Origin of the sequence: Psychrobacter coccoides (genome assembly GCF_017498085.1) — a bacterium.
GTDB classification, from domain to species: domain Bacteria; phylum Pseudomonadota; class Gammaproteobacteria; order Pseudomonadales; family Moraxellaceae; genus Psychrobacter; species Psychrobacter coccoides.
Map to the genome: position 1 here is coordinate 1 of NZ_JAGBKM010000032.1, position 16018 is coordinate 16018.

Sequence of the window (16018 nt, forward strand, 5' to 3'; positions counted from 1 at the left end):
CTTAGCTGGTTCAGCTGTTTTATGTGCTTGTCTTTAATGCGTAGTTTGAGGGTTTTCATACCTTTAGTATGGCGAGGGTAATTTTAACTTACAACTCTTTAAGTACTGCTCACGACAATATGTGTCGCCTTATATCCACCCCGTGAAGTGGGTGGTTTTACGGCGATAGGTGATAAAATAGACAACTGAATTCATTGCAATCGCTGATTTTTATGGCGCACAGTATCGGACTGCCCTATGTTGCTAGATATCTTTTTAAGCATTCACTTTATTATTTGGGTACTGATATCCCTGCGTGTGCTCGCTCGTTATGACTTGACTTCACCTGCGCGTTTGGCATGGATTGTGGTCTTATTTGTCCTTCCCTATCTTGGGGTGGTGGTGTACTGGATGTTTGGTGAGATTCATCTGGGACGGCACTTTTCGCAGTCGCATCAAAAAATCAAACAAGACTTGCGTGCTCATAGTCCGCAAGTACTCGGTGATGATGCCGCTTTAGATCAGGCCATCAAACCGATCTACCGCGCTGCTTTTGCTTATTCAGCAGCGACGACTGGCTTTCATACTACAACCGGCAATCAAGGCGAGCTGATGGCTGATGCTGATGAGACGCACAGACGTATGATTGCCGACTTTGACAGTGCCACCGATCATATTCATGTGTTGTATTATATCTGGCTGATTGATGGTATGGGTATCGATACCGCCCAAGCTTTGATACGGGCAGCACGGCGTGGGGTCACTTGTCGGGCAATGGTCGATGGCATGGGCTCACGCAAGCTGGTGCGTTCAAAGATCTGGCAGGAGATGAAGGAGGCTGGTGTTCAAGTCAGTGTAGCATTGCCGCTTAGCAATATCTTTAAGGTGCTTTTGTTTAGCCGAATTGACTTGCGCAATCACCGTAAGATTACTGTCATCGATGGCAAAATTGGCTATAGCGGTAGCCGCAACTGCGCCGACCCTGAGTTTCGTGTTAAGCCTAAATACGCCCCTTGGATAGATATTATGGTGCGATTGGAAGGACCAATCGTCGCACAAAACCAGATGCTGTTTGCCAGTGATTGGCTACTAGAAAATCCTGAAACGTCGCTCGACAGTTTTCCGTATGACACCCAATCAAAATCTCCTGACGGCTTTGCCGCTCAAGTTTTTTCTGATGGGCCCACCCAAAGACGTGGTACCACGCCGCAGTTCTTAAATACGTTAATCAATCAAGCTCAGCACAAGCTGATCATCTCGACGCCTTATTTTGTGCCAGACTACTCACTGATTCATACCCTATGTGCAGCCGCTTATCGAGGCGTAGAGGTGATTATGATCTTCCCTAAACACAATGACTCCTTTGTCGTGGCTGCCACCAGTCACAGCTACTATTGGCAACTGCTAGAAGCAGGGATAAAAATTTATGAGTATAAGCCAGGGTTACTTCATGCTAAAACCTTGACTGTCGATGGTGAGATCAGTTTACTGGGCTCGACCAATCTGGATCTGCGTAGCTTTGATTTGAATTACGAAAACAACATCGTGTTGAGCGATCAGCGCCTGACCGCTGCAATAACCCAACGCCAATATGCATATATCGATGATTCTGAGCCAGTATGTCTCGAAGATGTCAAAAGCTGGCCGCTATATTATCGAATTTGGAACAATGTTATCGCCACCATGGGACCTTTATTATAAGGCCACCTATCACGCCTTAAAGTCTATTTGATATCACAGCCTTAAAGCCTTGTAAGGTTTACTGCACAGCTCTGATAGAGGTGTGCTATATCGAGCTCACTATAGAGCAGCGGCTTTTTTTTGTAAGACATAAACAACAAACTTAGCTTCGGTATGGAATGCCTTATCTTCGGCGCTGTTTAGTAATGCTGTACGTTTTTCATTGCGTGCCCGATAAGAATAAGGTGTCATCGTCATTAAGTCAGCCAAATGCGCTGCCGACAATACCATCTGACTGCTCACACGATGCGTGTCTATCAAAGTAAAATATGGCCTCAGCACCTCCAAAAACTTATCAGAATCATGCTCACGCACATCATCAAACAGGGCCTCTCGCATCGTCGCTAAATGGCCAGCATCTGGCTTAGCGATGACTAAATAACCATCATCCACCAGAGCGTCAGCAAACACCTCAGGCAATATCAGACTAAAAATACTGCTAATGCCTTTCACGCTTTGAGACGCTAAGGGCAAGTGGGCGGCATTCGTCACCAATGGATAAACAGCAGCGGTCTTATCTAGAGCTTTTTGATGCTGCTGAAACCACAACCTTCCTGTCGCCTTACAGGTCTTGGCAAGGTTTGTCACCGCAGGCTTGCTGATATCAGCAGCGATCAGATTATGCATTCCCATTTTCGTCATTGCTACCGTATAGTAGCCTTCACCGCAGCCGATATCTAACCAGTTTATCGGTTTTTTAGTTTCGGCTGGATGTTGCAGCAGCTTATTGATTTGCTGACAGACAAGCGCTTGTAGTGACTCATAGTACCCTGTATTTAGGAAGCGCTGGCGGGCCTCAATAGACGCTTGGCTATCACCGGGCGCTTTGGATTTTTTTTGTTGTACAGGTAGCAGATTGACATAGCCTTGTCGTGCCACATCAAACGAGTGTGAGGTTTGCTTAGTGTTTAAGCTACCATCACAGCGCCACGTATTGGCTGCTGGCGTCATCGGTGACTGACAAAGTGGACAAATAAATAAGGGCACTGGTCTCTCAAAGTCATATAAATATGGCGAACATCTTAGCAAACTTTACAGTATATAAGTGACAAAAAAAGCCATTTCTACGGCATTAGAAATGGCTTTTAGTCACCGTTAGAGGATTGAGGCTTACTGCTGTTTTATCTTAACGCAGCTTCAAGGTCATTAAACCCAATACCACAAGCACGATAGCAATAATCCAAAACCGCACCACCACTTGCGTTTCTTTCCAACCAATCTCTTCAAAGTGATGATGCAGTGGTGCCATACGAAACACCCGTTTTTTGCGTAATTTATAAGAGCCAACTTGTAAAATAACAGACACTGCTTCAGCGACAAACAAACCGCCCATAATAGCAAAGGCAATCTCTTGGCGTGACATAACGGCAATCGTACCCAGCATGGCGCCCAATGCCAATGCACCGACATCGCCCATAAATACCTGAGCAGGATGCGCATTGAACCATAAAAAACCCAAGCCAGCCCCAATCATCGAGCCACAGACAACAATCACCTCAGAGTTATAAGGAATATAGGGCACGGATAAGTACTCTGAAAACCTGACGTCTCCAGACACATAAGCCATTGCGCCCAAACCTGCAGCGACCAGCACCACTGGCAAGATAGCCAAGCCATCCAGACCATCAGTTAAATTGACTGCGTTGGAGGCACCATTGATCACAAAATAAGTAAAAACGATAAAAGCAATGCCAAAAGGAACGGCGGAGAAAGGTATAATCCAGTTTTTAAAGACAGGCAATAACAGATCCTGCATTTCCCGAGTCGTGGCCATATCTGGCTGCTGAGTGGCAATATAGTACAAGGAGCCACCGACGAATAAAGCACCAATGGATAGCCAAAAGTATTTTTTGCGGGCAATCAAGCCAGTGGGATTTTTGTACTTTATTTTGAGCCAGTCATCCGCCCAACCGACAGCGCCAAAGATGATCATGACCACCATCAAAATCCAAACGTAGGGGTTATTTAACCGCGCCCATAATAAGGTAGACACCCCTATCGCACTCAAAATCAATACCCCGCCCATCGTTGGCGTGCCGGTTTTGACCAGGTGCGACTGTGGACCATCATCACGAATGGCCTGCCCGTATTTGAGCGTCCGTAGATGCCTGATCACACGGCCCCCAAAAACCAAACTAAACCCAAGCGCAGTGATAACTGCCAATAGCGCTCGTAGTGTCAACGAAGACACCGCTGTAAACGGTGAGTAATACTGGCCAAGCCATTCAAACAACCAAACTAACACCGCTTACTCCTCGACTAGCGTATTGATCAGAGTTTCCATTTCCATAGAACGTGAACCTTTAAATAAAACAGTACAAGGCTGCGCTTGCTGCTCCTGCAAGTAAGACTGTAAGTACTGCAAGAGACTGCTCTTGTCATCAAATGAGTAAGCATGGATACCGCCGACTTCATTGGCACCTGTCACACTATACTTTGCATACTCGCCAACACACAGCAACACATCAATACCTGCTGCAGCAATGGTACGACCCAAGCTTTGATGCTCACTGACAGCAGCATCGCCTAGCTCAGCAATGTCACCCAACACCATCACTTGCGTGCCCGTCTGTGCCGCCAACACCTTGGCCGCAGCACGGACTGAATGTGGATTGGCATTATAAGTGTCATCAATCAGACGATGCATTCCAAGTAATTGACTGTTTAGTCGGCCTTTGGCTGGACGTGAGTTTTCAAGACCGATAACGATGTCTTTACTATCGACATTAAGCGCATATGCACAAGCGGCCGCAGCTAACGCATTGTTCACATTATGCTCACCTGCTAATGGTAAGTTGATATCGTGTACATGCCTGCCGATATGTAGTTTAAACTCGCTACGCTCAGGCTCTACATCGAGATGACTGGCACTGACGTCGGTATTACCAAAACCAATCACATGCGTGGTGTGTTGTTCAGCGATACGGCGTAATTGATTGGCATAGTCGTCCTTATCAGGCACAATCGCAATCTGAGCATCACTTAACGTATGATAAATCTCTGCCTTGGTTTGGCAGATACCATCACGGCTACCAAACTCACCTAAATGAGCAGTCCCTATATTTAGGATACAAGCCACATCAGGACGGACAATCTCAGTTGTATAAGCGATCTCACCGATATGGTTGGCACCAAGCTCTAAGATGGCATAGCGATGATGGTCGGACAGCTCAAGTAGCATCATGGGCACACCCAAATCATTGTTTAGATTGCCACGAGTGATCAGCGTCGGTGCTAGACGACCAAAGATACTCCCCAGCATCTCTTTACAAGTGGTCTTGCCACTGGAGCCTGTAATAGCGATTACAGTCAACTCTTGATGCTGTTGACGACGATAAGCGGCCAACTGGCCTAATGCCAAACGAGTATCACTCACGATCAACTGCGGAATAGCATGAGCAGCTGACACCTTGATCGGACGTGAGACAATAGCAGCAATGGCGCCTTTTTGGGCAGCGACTTCAACATAGTCATGGCCATCAAAATTGTCGCCACTCAATGCCAAAAAAATATCGCCCGCCTTGATAGTACGCGTATCTGTGGTAATGCGCTTACTGCTGATTTCACTACTGGCCTGTACTGACGAAGTTGGTACAGATTGACCATATTGCCAGCGTCCCGCAAGCGTCGCTGTCGCTGCCAGCAAGTTATCGGCCTGCCAAACATACAGCCCTTGCGACTGGCTGCTGCTATTGTTGTCAGCTGTCATAGTATTTACCTTGTGTGGAGATTTCTTATCTTTTAGGGTATGTAGAGGATGAGTTATTTGACCATGGTGCTGTGACCCTGTATCACCTTATAGCTCAGATACGCTTTGCTTGCTGTAGAGCTTGCTGCAAGACGATACTGTCATCAAAATCATGACGCACACCATTGATGTCTTGATACGTCTCATGGCCTTTGCCAGCGATAACCACGATATCATCTGCGCCTGCTTGAGTGACGGCATAGGCGATGGCTTTTTGGCGAGCAGGCTCGATATGAGTACGCTGGTACTGCTCAGCACTCATGCCAGCTTGCATGTCTTGTAAAATAGCATTTGGGTCTTCGCTACGTGGGTTGTCCGCCGTTAGAATGACGTGATCTGCCCCTGCCAATCCTGCCTGCGCCATCAGTGGACGTTTGCCAGCATCACGATCACCGCCGCAGCCAAACACTGCCCATAACTTTCCGGCACAGTGGGTGCTTAAGCTATCTAGCACTTGGCTTAGTGCATCAGGCGTATGGGCATAATCCACGATAAAGCAACCATCATTTGATGGCACACGTTGCATGCGTCCGATTGCACCCTGTAGCTGTGGTATTAAGGCAACGATACGCTCAAGACTAACGCCTAGTGCCGTTACTGCCGCTACCGCTGCAAGCAAATTGGCCACGTTAAAGCGCCCTAATAACGGACTGATGACTTCCATGTTATCGCACGAATCATCGGCGAATTGGGTGCGCAAGCCAATATTGACGCCTTCTAAGCTGGGTAAGATTTTGGTGGCGACAAAGTTGGCGTTTTTTTCGGTTTGTAAGCTATATGTCCATACCTTTAGACCACTGGCGTGGGCTGTATCTAACATGATTTTTGCATGCTCATCATCGATATTGATAATGGCGTGAGTGAGCTTTGGGAAATGACGCTTGTCAAACAGCTTGGCTTTAGCGGCAGCATACTCGGCCATATCCGCATGATAGTCCAGATGGTCACGACTTAGATTGGTATAAATCGCCACCTTTATCGGCATACCTTGTAAGCGCTGCTGGTCAAGACCGTGTGAACTGGCTTCAAGCGCCAACACTTCAGCGCTTTGTTGTCCCATTTGATATAAAAACTGCTGTACAGCAAGCGCATCACCCGTAGTATGACTGGCTTGTACCAATGCATCCAGTTTGCCATTGCCTGCCGTACCCATGACTGCACTACTCACACCTGTCAGCTGTATCAGCTGCGCCACCAACTGACTGATTGTGGTTTTGCCATTGGTGCCCGTCACTGCGACAACAGTAGGCAAAGAGACGGGTTGTGGGTGCTGCAAGCGGGCTTGAATCAGCTCACCTAAAAACGCTCGAATAGTGGGCACATAAACCACAGGACAAGGTAGCGCTGCCAGTCGCTGCTGTGCCGTGGATTGAGTGTGGTCTTGGATATCACCAAACTCACTGTTATTACTCTCGTCATCAAACAACGTGAAAGGATCAACTTCTGATAAGATAAACGCCGCTTTTTCAGCGGCCTGTAACAAATAGTCGCGGCTTTTTTGCTTGTCTTTTGACCAGCTTTGAAGCAGGACAAAGACATCATTGCTCGAGACCTGACGACTGTCTAAACGTATATCATAAAAATCAGTCTTGGCGACGTCGCTTGATGGGTCGGAACACTTAATGATTTTGGACAGCTGCTGGGCTGAAGCTTGACTTAAGATATCATCACGACTGTCTTCTATAAGCTGCTGCAAATTAACGGCGTGCGCTGATGATGTGGTCATAAATAAATCCTAAGCGTGACAAGAGTAAGCGATGAAAAAAGTAAAATAGTATCAGATTGAGCATGTGGCTTTTAAGTTCTGTCGGCCATGTACAAACTTTATTGCGTCTTTAATGGCTTATCTAAAGGCACATTGTACAGACGCAGCGCCTCTTTCATCACATTATGAAAGACGGGTGCTACCGTCAAACCTGCATAAATCTGCCCACGAGGGTCTTCGATGAGCATCACACCCACCAATCTTGGGTTTGACGCTGGTGCCATACCTGCAAAGACATTACGATACTGATCGGTATAATAGCCACCATCAGGGTTTACTCGGCGCGAGGTCCCTGTTTTCCCCGCCACACGATAACCATCAATGGCAGCTGCTCTCGCTGTACCCCCTTGCTCAGTCACAGCCTCAAGCATTTTGACAATCGACATCGCTTGATCATGTGCCATGATGCGCTTACTGGTAGGTTTTTCTGCGTCTTTGATCAGTGTTAACGGATGCATCACTCCGCCAGAAGCCAATGCTGCATAGGCTTGAGCGACCTGAGCCAAAGTCACCTCCAACCCGTAGCCGTAACTGACTGTCGCTCGCCGAGCCGTTTCTTTTTCTTTTGGCGTCACTACCAAGCCAGCGCCCTCACCTGGGAACTGTAGCGGGGTTTTTGTCCCAAACCCAAACTGCTTTTGCATATTGGTAATCGCATCGGGCGGTAAGGACAAAGCAATCTTGGTTGACGCCACGTTACTGGATTTTTGTAGTAACGTGGCCATATTAATGACACCTAGGTTATTGTGGTCACGAATCGTATAGCCTCGCACACGGATTGAGCCAGGATTGGTGTCGATTAAGGAGTTGGCAGTATATTTGCCAGAATCCAATGCCGCCGCGACGGTAAATGGCTTCATCACTGAACCTGGCTCAAACACATCTAATAGCGCACGGTTACGCTGGTTTTCACCGGTCATCTCATTGAGGTTATTTGAATTGAAGGATGGCCAAGTAGAAAGAGCAAGCACTTCACCGGTTTGTACATCCACTACCATGCCACTTGACCAACGTGCTTTTTGTAAACGCCCGGCTTTTTCAAGCTCTTTGTACAGCAAATACTGCAAGCGTGAATCAATGGTCAACGCCACATCCTGACCAACGACCTCTGGCTCGAGCTGCTTGATTTCTTTTAGGCTGTTTTGCCGAGCATCTTTTAGGACTAAGACCTTGCCATCTTTACCTGCTAAGGTCGGCTCAAACTGACGCTCAATACCAGCACGACCCTCATAACCACCCTCAGGATCATTGGCGTTTTGTCCCATAAATCCTAATAGCTGCGAATTTGGCTGTGGCTGGGGATAGTAACGCTGAAAAAAGTTGCGCTCGTAGACGCCAGGGAAGTCTAGCGAGCTCACACTTTGAGCAATTTCAGGCTTTACCTTGTTTAGTAGTGGTAAGTAATGCGAACCTGCACCTGATGGCAATGCTGCTTTTACGGCGTCTTCATCTGTTACATCGACACTGTCATTGATACCCGCCGCTTGCTCAAGCTTAGACACTGATATATTGGCCGCTGCCGCCAACCGAGTCAGGTCCATATTATCCAAGCGCTCTTTGACCCGTGCTTGTAGCTTTGGCTGGTCAGGGTTTTCGATTTGTATACGTCTGAGCTCATAGTACTCACGTGCGTAGTCATGAGGACTAAACGACACGGTCGCAAGTGGCGCACTAATGGCAAGCGGCAATTGATTGCGGTCTGTGATCATACCGCGATAAGACGCTTGCGTGCGCACACTGGTAATGAGCTCATCGCCTTTTTCTTGATAAAAGCTGGCGTTTAGCACTTGGATATAATAAGCACGGCCTATCAACAAGCCCAATGCAATTAGTGCAATCGCCCAGATAGTAATAAAGCGATCTTTATCAGACTCAAAACCGCCTCGAGACGACGCACCAGAAGCTTTATTAAAAATCACTTTTTTACGATTTTTAACACTGGTATAGGCGCCTTGAGTTTCATTCTTCTTTAGACGCCCGAGTAGTTTTTTGGCACGGGTATTGGCAGTGCCTTTTTTTGCGCTATTGGTTGACTTGCGCTTGGCTTTGTTTTTGGACGTTGAGCTGTCAGACTTAGCCGTATTGACACGGCGTAGCGGTTTGATCACTTTACCACTGGTTGATTTTTTACTACTGCTCTTGGCTGCGCCTTTAGTAGATTTGGTCGTTTTTTTATTACTCATTGCCCGCCTCCGCCATTTTAGATGCTGTGTTAGCCGTCATGGCTTCAACTGCCGCTACAGGGGTGGCAGCACCGGGCTGGATAATCAGCTTGTCTTTGAGTGTCGGTGAATACATACCCAGCTCAGACACAGCACGGCTGGCGATCTGCGGTGTGGCGCTAAAGGTTTGCTGCTCAATCAGCAGGCGCTGATGCTCTATTTGCAGCTTGCGCTCTTGTTTTTTCATATCTTGCAAGGTTTTATAGTCCTGATGGTACTGTTGCACTCCTTTAGCCGTTTGGACTCCGCTCCACACAATCGCACCGGCAATGAGTAGCAACACCACCGCATAGATACTCACGGCACTAAAACGACGGGCGAATAATTCGCCAATATCGCTATGATTAGCTGAGGCAGTTGAGCGGTTGCTTGGTTTGTCAGATATTGCCATGACGATCTCAAAAAAGTGAACTTAAATATAAAAAGGCTAGCGCAAGACAGGTGCAAAGCAACAGACGAGCCTAACAGATAATGTTTACTGGTTTTTAACAGTTGCGTAACGGTTACGGCTTTTATGCCATTCTATGCCTCTACATCGGGCTGATAGCTGACATCAGTGCGCATTGCAGTGCGCAGCCATGCGCTACGAGCACGTGGGTTGTGGCTAACCTCATCTTTACTCGGTGCGATGCGTTTGGGCTTACTAAAATAACGTGGACGCTCAGGTGGCATTGGCAGGTTTTGATCTTCTGGATACTGACCCTTGCTATGACGCTGCAAAAACTGCTTGATCCGTCGATCTTCTAATGAGTGAAAGCTGATCACCGCCAAGTAGCCGTTAGGCTTCAAAACGGGGATACTCTGTGCTAAAAACTCATCGACATCGCCAAGCTCATTATTGATAAAAATACGCATCGCCTGAAAGCTTTGCGTCGCTGGATGCTTGCCTTTTTGCCACTTAGGGTGTGCCACTTTTATGACCTCTGCCAGCTCGAGCGTAGAGTCATAACTGTCCATTTGCTTGATGGCACGAGCGATACGGCGGCTGTGACGCTCTTCACCAAACTCATAAAGCACATTGGCTAAGGTCTCGTCATCAACCTGCTCTAACCACTCGGCGACCGACTGTCCACGACTGGTATCCATGCGCATATCAACAGCACCATCACGCATAAAACTAAAGCCGCGACTGCCATCATCAATCTGCGGTGACGAAATACCCAAATCCGCCATCAAGCCATCCACTTGACTGATGCCTAATGCTGTCAAGCGCTGTGTCAGAGTTGCAAAGCTATCATGTACTACCTGTACACGGCTATCCATCTTCGCCAGACCCTGAGCAACGTCAATGGCAGCTGGGTCTTTATCAAACACAATCAGCTGAGCGTCATCAGCAAGATGAGACAAAAGCAAACGACTGTGACCACCCCGCCCAAAGGTCGCATCGACATACACACCTTTGGCCTGTAAATGGTCTGTCTGTTTTTTGGGTAGCGATTTGACGCCTAATACCGCAGCGACCGTCTCTTGCAATAGCACAGCATCATGCACAAAGCCTGACTCATCAGATGGATGAGAGTGCTCACTCGTCTCTGCTGTTGGAGCAGACATCGCTGCCTTAGCTTTAGATGAGGTAATGGATGACTCAGAGGTCTCTGTCGTAGAAGTGGCGCTCACTGTAGGTTTTTTCTCACATTTTAGCTTAGGGGTTGACTTAGATTTTGATTGGGACACAAACAACTCAATAAATGACGACCAATAAGGCCATTAGTAATAAAATCCGGATAAAAATAAACAAGTTATGACTTGCCTAGCTTTATTATCGCAAGGTTCTATCTGTAGTCAAGCACTAGACGGGCTTTTCGTTAAAAATATCTGAGCTCTCTGTTATACTAGCACCATATTTTACGCTATTTCATGGCCTTGACTGCTATTCTTTTGGCGTTATTTTTTATGATTATATAGTGCATCCCAAATACAGTCTGGCACACGCTACGCCGTCTGCTACTGGGAATGATTATTGCGCAGCGTCAAACAGCGACGAGCTCTTACAGCAAGCAAAATGTATACCAACCGCACTATATTCATGTTCAACAGACCTTACATTGACTCATAACCATATTCTGAGATTATTATGATACAAGCATCGACTCAATCCAACACGTCGGCGAATGACAACCGTCCAGTACGTACACGTATTGCGCCTTCACCGACTGGCTTCCCTCATGTGGGCACGGCCTATATTGCACTCTTTAACTTGGCTTTTGCCAAGTCTCACGGCGGTGAGTTTATTTTACGTATCGAAGACACTGACCAAACCCGCTCAACTGAGCAGTCTGAACAAATGATTCTAGACGCCCTGCGTTGGGTTGGCCTAGACTGGAGTGAAGGTCCAGACATCGGCGGGCCGCATGCCCCTTATCGTCAGAGCGAGCGTAGCGACATCTATAAAAAATACGCTGAACAACTGGTAACGAACGATCATGCGTTTCGCTGTTTTTGTACCAGCGAAGAGCTAGATGCCATGCGTGCTGAACAAATGGCCAATGGCGAAACCCCACGTTATGACGGTCGCTGTGCGCACCTGCCTGCAGAAAAAACTGAGCAACTACTTTCTGAAGGCAAACCGCATGTCATTCGTATGCGTGTGCCTACCGAAGGCATTTGCCTGATTCATGACATGCTGCGCGGTACCGTCGAGATCCCATGGGCACAGGTCGATATGCAAGTCTTGCTAAAAACTGACGGTCTGCCAACCTATCACTTAGCCAACGTCGTTGATGATCATTTGATGGAGATCACTCATGTCATGCGTGGTGAAGAGTGGCTCAGCTCAGCGCCCAAGCATCAGTTGCTGTACGACTATTTTGGTTGGGAGATGCCTGTCCTCTGCCACATGCCACTACTACGCAACCCAGATAAGTCCAAATTATCTAAACGTAAAAACCCAACCTCTATCACTTATTACCGTGATGCAGGTGTGCTTCCTGAGGCGCTGCTCAATTACCTTGGGCGTATGGGCTACTCTATGCCCGATGAAGCAGAAAAGTTTACTTTGGACGAGATGATCGCCAGCTTCGACATTCAACGTGTGTCACTTGGCGGACCTATCTTTGATATCGAAAAGCTAAACTGGCTTAACTCTGAATGGTTGCGTGCCCTCAGCCCTGAAGCGCTAAAAAATAAAATCCTTGCTTGGGCAAACGATAGTGACAAGCTTACGGCTATCGCTGCGGCTATCCAGCCACGTATCGAGCTACTCTCAGATGCAATCAATTGGGGTGGGTTTTATTTTCAAAACCTACCTGATATTAATGCTGAGAGCTTTGCGCACAAGTCACTTGCCCCTGAGCAGATTATCGAGGTACTACAACTGGCATTATGGCAGCTAGAAACCCTGCCGACCTGGTCAGAGGAAAACATCTATGCCACGCTAAAAGGCTTGGCTGCCCATCTGGACATTAAGATGCGTGACTTTATGGCACCGTTCTTTGTGGCCATTGCTGGTAGTACCTCATCGACGCCTGTCATGAACTCCATGTGGATCATTGGCGCTGACATGACCCTGATACGTTTGCGTCATGGTATTGAGGTTTTAGGCGGCTTGGGTAAAAAGAAGCTAAAAAAACTTGAGAAAAAAGCAGCTGAATTGCCAGACTTTTTAGCAGAGACTGACAAGTAAGCGCCCATAAAGGCCGAGAGACATATCCGATATAGCATGGAGGCTGCCCCTGTGGCACCATGCTATAGTCAGTCTAATATGAAAAAGATACAGCGGAACTGGGATGCTTAGTTTTTTAATGTTGGTTTTGCAGCCTCTGTCGGCGTCGGCACAGCAAGCTAGAAAAATTTATACCAGTTCCGAATTATTAGGGCGTGTCTTCAATTCAAATGATGATATCTAAATGGGCTAAAAATGGCTAAATCAAGCTTTTATCCTAAACTTGATACTATTTTGCATTATTTTAAAAATAACAGTTGACAACACGGTCACTCTTACCTAAAATGTGCTCACTCTTAGCGAGGGGCTATAGCTCAGTTGGTAGAGCACTTGCATGGCATGCAAGGGGTCAACGGTTCGACTCCGTTTAGCTCCACCATACTATTTATCACTCAACTGATAAATATTGCTTTGAGGACAATGTCAGCACCTAGGCAAGGCTTATTAATAAATAAGCACTCTGATATTGTGAAGTACCGTTGTAGCCATTTGGTTACGACACTCTATGCGTCCCCATCGTCTAGAGGCCTAGGACACCGCCCTTTCACGGCGGTAACGGGGGTTCGAATCCCCCTGGGGACGCCACTATTCGGCGTCACTTATTAGCACTTTTGCTTAGCACCTTTTAAGCATCAGGTTAGACTAATAAGCGCACACTAAAAAACCCAGTCATCATATGGTGACTGGGTTTTTTTATGTCTGTAAGCTCTTAAATCAAAGGCCAGAAAGCTGCTGCTTATGAGTCGTTAGAAACTTTTAGTTAGCGAAGTGGGCTACGCTGTCGCTAACCCACCTTTATATCTCAATATCTTTTAAAGTATCTACAAAGCTTACGGCTTATTGATCTTGCTCGGATTAATCTTCGATGACCAAGGCAAGCCTGAGTTTTGCCAGCCGTTTTTCAGGCGAAACCCTTCTCTCTCACCGTCTTCTATCTTATCTCCTTGAAAGCCATGATCGACATACTTGACGTTGGTAAACCCTTGACTGAGCAAGTAGTCAGCGCTGGGCTTACCGCGGGCCGAACCCGAGCGGCACATGGTGACGACTAATGCGTTTTTGTCCAAACCTTTAGCCTTAAGCGCTTCTTCGATATCTCTGGCAAAGTCTGGATTGAGTGGCATCGCAAAGACAGCCTTCTCTTCATTAAACTGAGTACGTTTTACCGTTCTAAATGGTATGTTTATATCGACTGCATCGGTAAATCCGACAAACATAATCTCCACAGGATCTCTGACGTCAACAAACAGCATCTCCTCCGCATCTTCCTGCACCATATCCCAAACCGCTTGTGGGGTAACAGATAGCGCATCTTTAGCAGTAGCATGAGAGGTTATGCCAAACATGATGAGTAATGACAATATAATGGCTTTCACATTTTTCTCCATAAAACGCGGCAGTTTATTCAGCAGTGTTAACCCTATCTTATGACGATTAAAGCCTTGATGCAATGAATGCGGCAGTTAGAGTTCGGCCTCGTTATATAGTCGATCCACCACAAATAAGTAAAGTACTACTGGGATGAATTTTTTGCAGCCTCTGGAGTGACGAAGTAGCACAGCAAGCAAAGAAAATTTATACCAGTAGCACACCGTAAAACCTGTACTCTTTTTATTTAGGATTCATTATAAAAGTAGTGGTAACAGTGAGTGGAACTGCAGTCAATTGAGAAAAACAGCTGGTTATTATGAAATAAAGTTTGGTATAAGCGGCAGGAGCTAACTTAAGGCACCATCTAAAGCGTGGTCAGACTCATAAAACCATAGCAAACTGCTGATAAATAGTAACCTATCTCATTTTTATTTACTCTGTGCCAATTAGCTGTTATTTAAACAGTCAACATTATTGCATTCTTTGTTTTTACCACGTATCATATTCCGACCAAAAAATATCTAGAGTTAGTATCAGCTTATATTCGGCCTTTAATGATGATACTGATTGCGATGCTTTTATTGGCTTCATATTGCCCCTCTTTATATCATCTTAATTTAAACGTCATTTAAACGTTGTTCGCTCACTGCAAAACCCCTATTATCATATTCTCATGGTTTGAAATCATCAGACCTCTTGCAAAAGTAGTTGTCAGACACAACGTATATTATTGAACTCTACTTACTTAATAGATATGCCAAACATAGATAAGCTACTCAAACAAAGTGACGCTGGTTTTAAACGCTACACTGGCATTCATAAAGCCACTTTTTATGACATGCTTGAGGCCATGCAAAAGCATGAAGCATCTAAGACCAAATCAGGTAGACCAAGTGTGCTCAGTCTTAAGGAGCAGATACTACTAGCCCTGACTTATTGGCGTGAATACCGCACGCTTTATCATATCAGTATGGACTTTGGTATTCATGAGTCTTCTGCTAGCCGTATCATTCGTAAAGTAGAAGACACACTGATTAACTCTGGCAAGTTTGAATTGCCCAAAAAGCTGCCTAGTCGTGTCGATGAGGACATCAATTGGTCAGTCGTCATTGTCGATGCCACCGAAACCCCAATTGAGCGTCCAAAAAAAACCAAAGAGACTACTACAGCGGCAAGAAAAAACAACACACCTTAAAAGCGCAGGTTATCGTTCATTGGCAAACCGGTTTGATACTTGATGTGCAAACCTGTAAAGGGTCCATCCACGATTTTAAGCTGTATAAAGATACTTGTCCTGATTGGTTACCTGAGAACACTAACTATCTAGCAGACAGTGGTTATCAAGGGTTAGCAAAGCGACATAACCAAACTTTCACACCATTTAAGAAACCTCGTGGTGGTCAGTTATTGGAGATATGCAAACAAGCCAATCAGTATCTGGCAAAGTTCCGTATTGTGGTTGAACACAAAATAGGCTTAATCAAGTTGTTTAAAATCGTGGCTCATAAATATCGCAACCGTCGTCAGCGCTA

11 protein-coding genes, 2 tRNA genes and 1 pseudogene are annotated in these 16018 nt (G+C 46.3%); 6 read left to right on the forward strand and 8 right to left on the reverse strand.

Translation table 11 applies throughout. The features are described from left to right. Positions 1-237: 237 nt before the first annotated feature. A complete protein-coding gene (gene cls / locus J3492_RS12380; protein WP_207992358.1) occupies positions 238-1680 on the forward strand; it encodes a cardiolipin synthase in 1443 nt (480 codons plus the stop codon). Between the two features lie 99 nt (positions 1681-1779). Here cls and J3492_RS12385 read toward each other — a convergent pair whose 3' ends face one another. From J3492_RS12385 to rsmH, 7 genes are all read right to left on the reverse strand, one after another. Then, positions 1780-2706: a putative RNA methyltransferase gene (locus J3492_RS12385; protein WP_341534142.1), complete on the reverse strand. Its 927-nt coding sequence runs from the start codon at positions 2704-2706 to the stop codon at positions 1780-1782. A gap of 139 nt (positions 2707-2845) precedes the next feature. Further along, on the reverse strand, positions 2846-3964 hold the full coding sequence (mraY, locus tag J3492_RS12390) for a phospho-N-acetylmuramoyl-pentapeptide-transferase (RefSeq protein WP_207992359.1): 1119 nt from the start codon (positions 3962-3964) through the stop codon (positions 2846-2848). 3 nt (positions 3965-3967) lie between these two features. Then, a complete protein-coding gene (locus tag J3492_RS12395) occupies positions 3968-5428 on the reverse strand; it encodes a UDP-N-acetylmuramoyl-tripeptide--D-alanyl-D-alanine ligase (RefSeq protein WP_207992360.1) in 1461 nt (486 codons plus the stop codon). A gap of 94 nt (positions 5429-5522) precedes the next feature. After that, the gene (locus tag J3492_RS12400; RefSeq protein WP_207992361.1) at positions 5523-7193 is read right to left on the reverse strand and encodes a UDP-N-acetylmuramoyl-L-alanyl-D-glutamate--2,6-diaminopimelate ligase; all 1671 of its coding nucleotides are present in this window, start codon (positions 7191-7193) and stop codon (positions 5523-5525) included. 98 nt (positions 7194-7291) lie between these two features. Next, entirely contained in the window at positions 7292-9415 is a 2124-nt protein-coding gene (locus tag J3492_RS12405; RefSeq protein ID WP_207992362.1) for a peptidoglycan D,D-transpeptidase FtsI family protein, read from the reverse strand. Further along, positions 9408-9845 (reverse strand): cell division protein FtsL, encoded by a 438-nt coding sequence (gene ftsL / locus J3492_RS12410; protein WP_207992363.1) that lies wholly within the window; start codon positions 9843-9845, stop codon positions 9408-9410. Before ftsL ends, J3492_RS12405 begins: the two co-directional genes overlap by 8 nt. 131 nt (positions 9846-9976) lie before the next feature. Further along, on the reverse strand, positions 9977-11005 hold the full coding sequence (rsmH, locus tag J3492_RS12415) for a 16S rRNA (cytosine(1402)-N(4))-methyltransferase RsmH (protein ID WP_207992367.1): 1029 nt from the start codon (positions 11003-11005) through the stop codon (positions 9977-9979). Positions 11006-11528: 523 nt separating this feature from the next. Here rsmH and gltX point away from each other — a divergent pair. The 3 genes from gltX (at position 11529) to J3492_RS12430 (ending at position 13700) form a co-directional block, all read left to right on the forward strand. Further along, the gene (gene gltX, locus J3492_RS12420; protein ID WP_207992364.1) at positions 11529-13076 is read left to right on the forward strand and encodes a glutamate--tRNA ligase; all 1548 of its coding nucleotides are present in this window, start codon (positions 11529-11531) and stop codon (positions 13074-13076) included. A gap of 342 nt (positions 13077-13418) precedes the next feature. Continuing rightward, positions 13419-13494 (forward strand) — tRNA-Ala (locus tag J3492_RS12425). Between the two features lie 130 nt (positions 13495-13624). Further along, positions 13625-13700, forward strand: a tRNA-Glu gene (locus J3492_RS12430). Between the two features lie 245 nt (positions 13701-13945). On the opposite strand, the gene J3492_RS12435 is transcribed toward J3492_RS12430, so the two are convergent. Beyond that, entirely contained in the window at positions 13946-14491 is a 546-nt protein-coding gene (locus J3492_RS12435; RefSeq protein WP_341534143.1) for a rhodanese-like domain-containing protein, read from the reverse strand. 749 nt (positions 14492-15240) lie between these two features. On the opposite strand from J3492_RS12435, the gene J3492_RS12440 reads away from it, so the two are divergent. After that, positions 15241-15681, forward strand: a complete 441-nt coding sequence (locus J3492_RS12440; RefSeq protein ID WP_207990864.1) for a transposase family protein — start codon at positions 15241-15243, stop codon at positions 15679-15681. Between the two features lie 8 nt (positions 15682-15689). Continuing rightward, positions 15690-16018: pseudogene (locus J3492_RS12445) on the forward strand (transposase family protein); the annotation flags it as partial.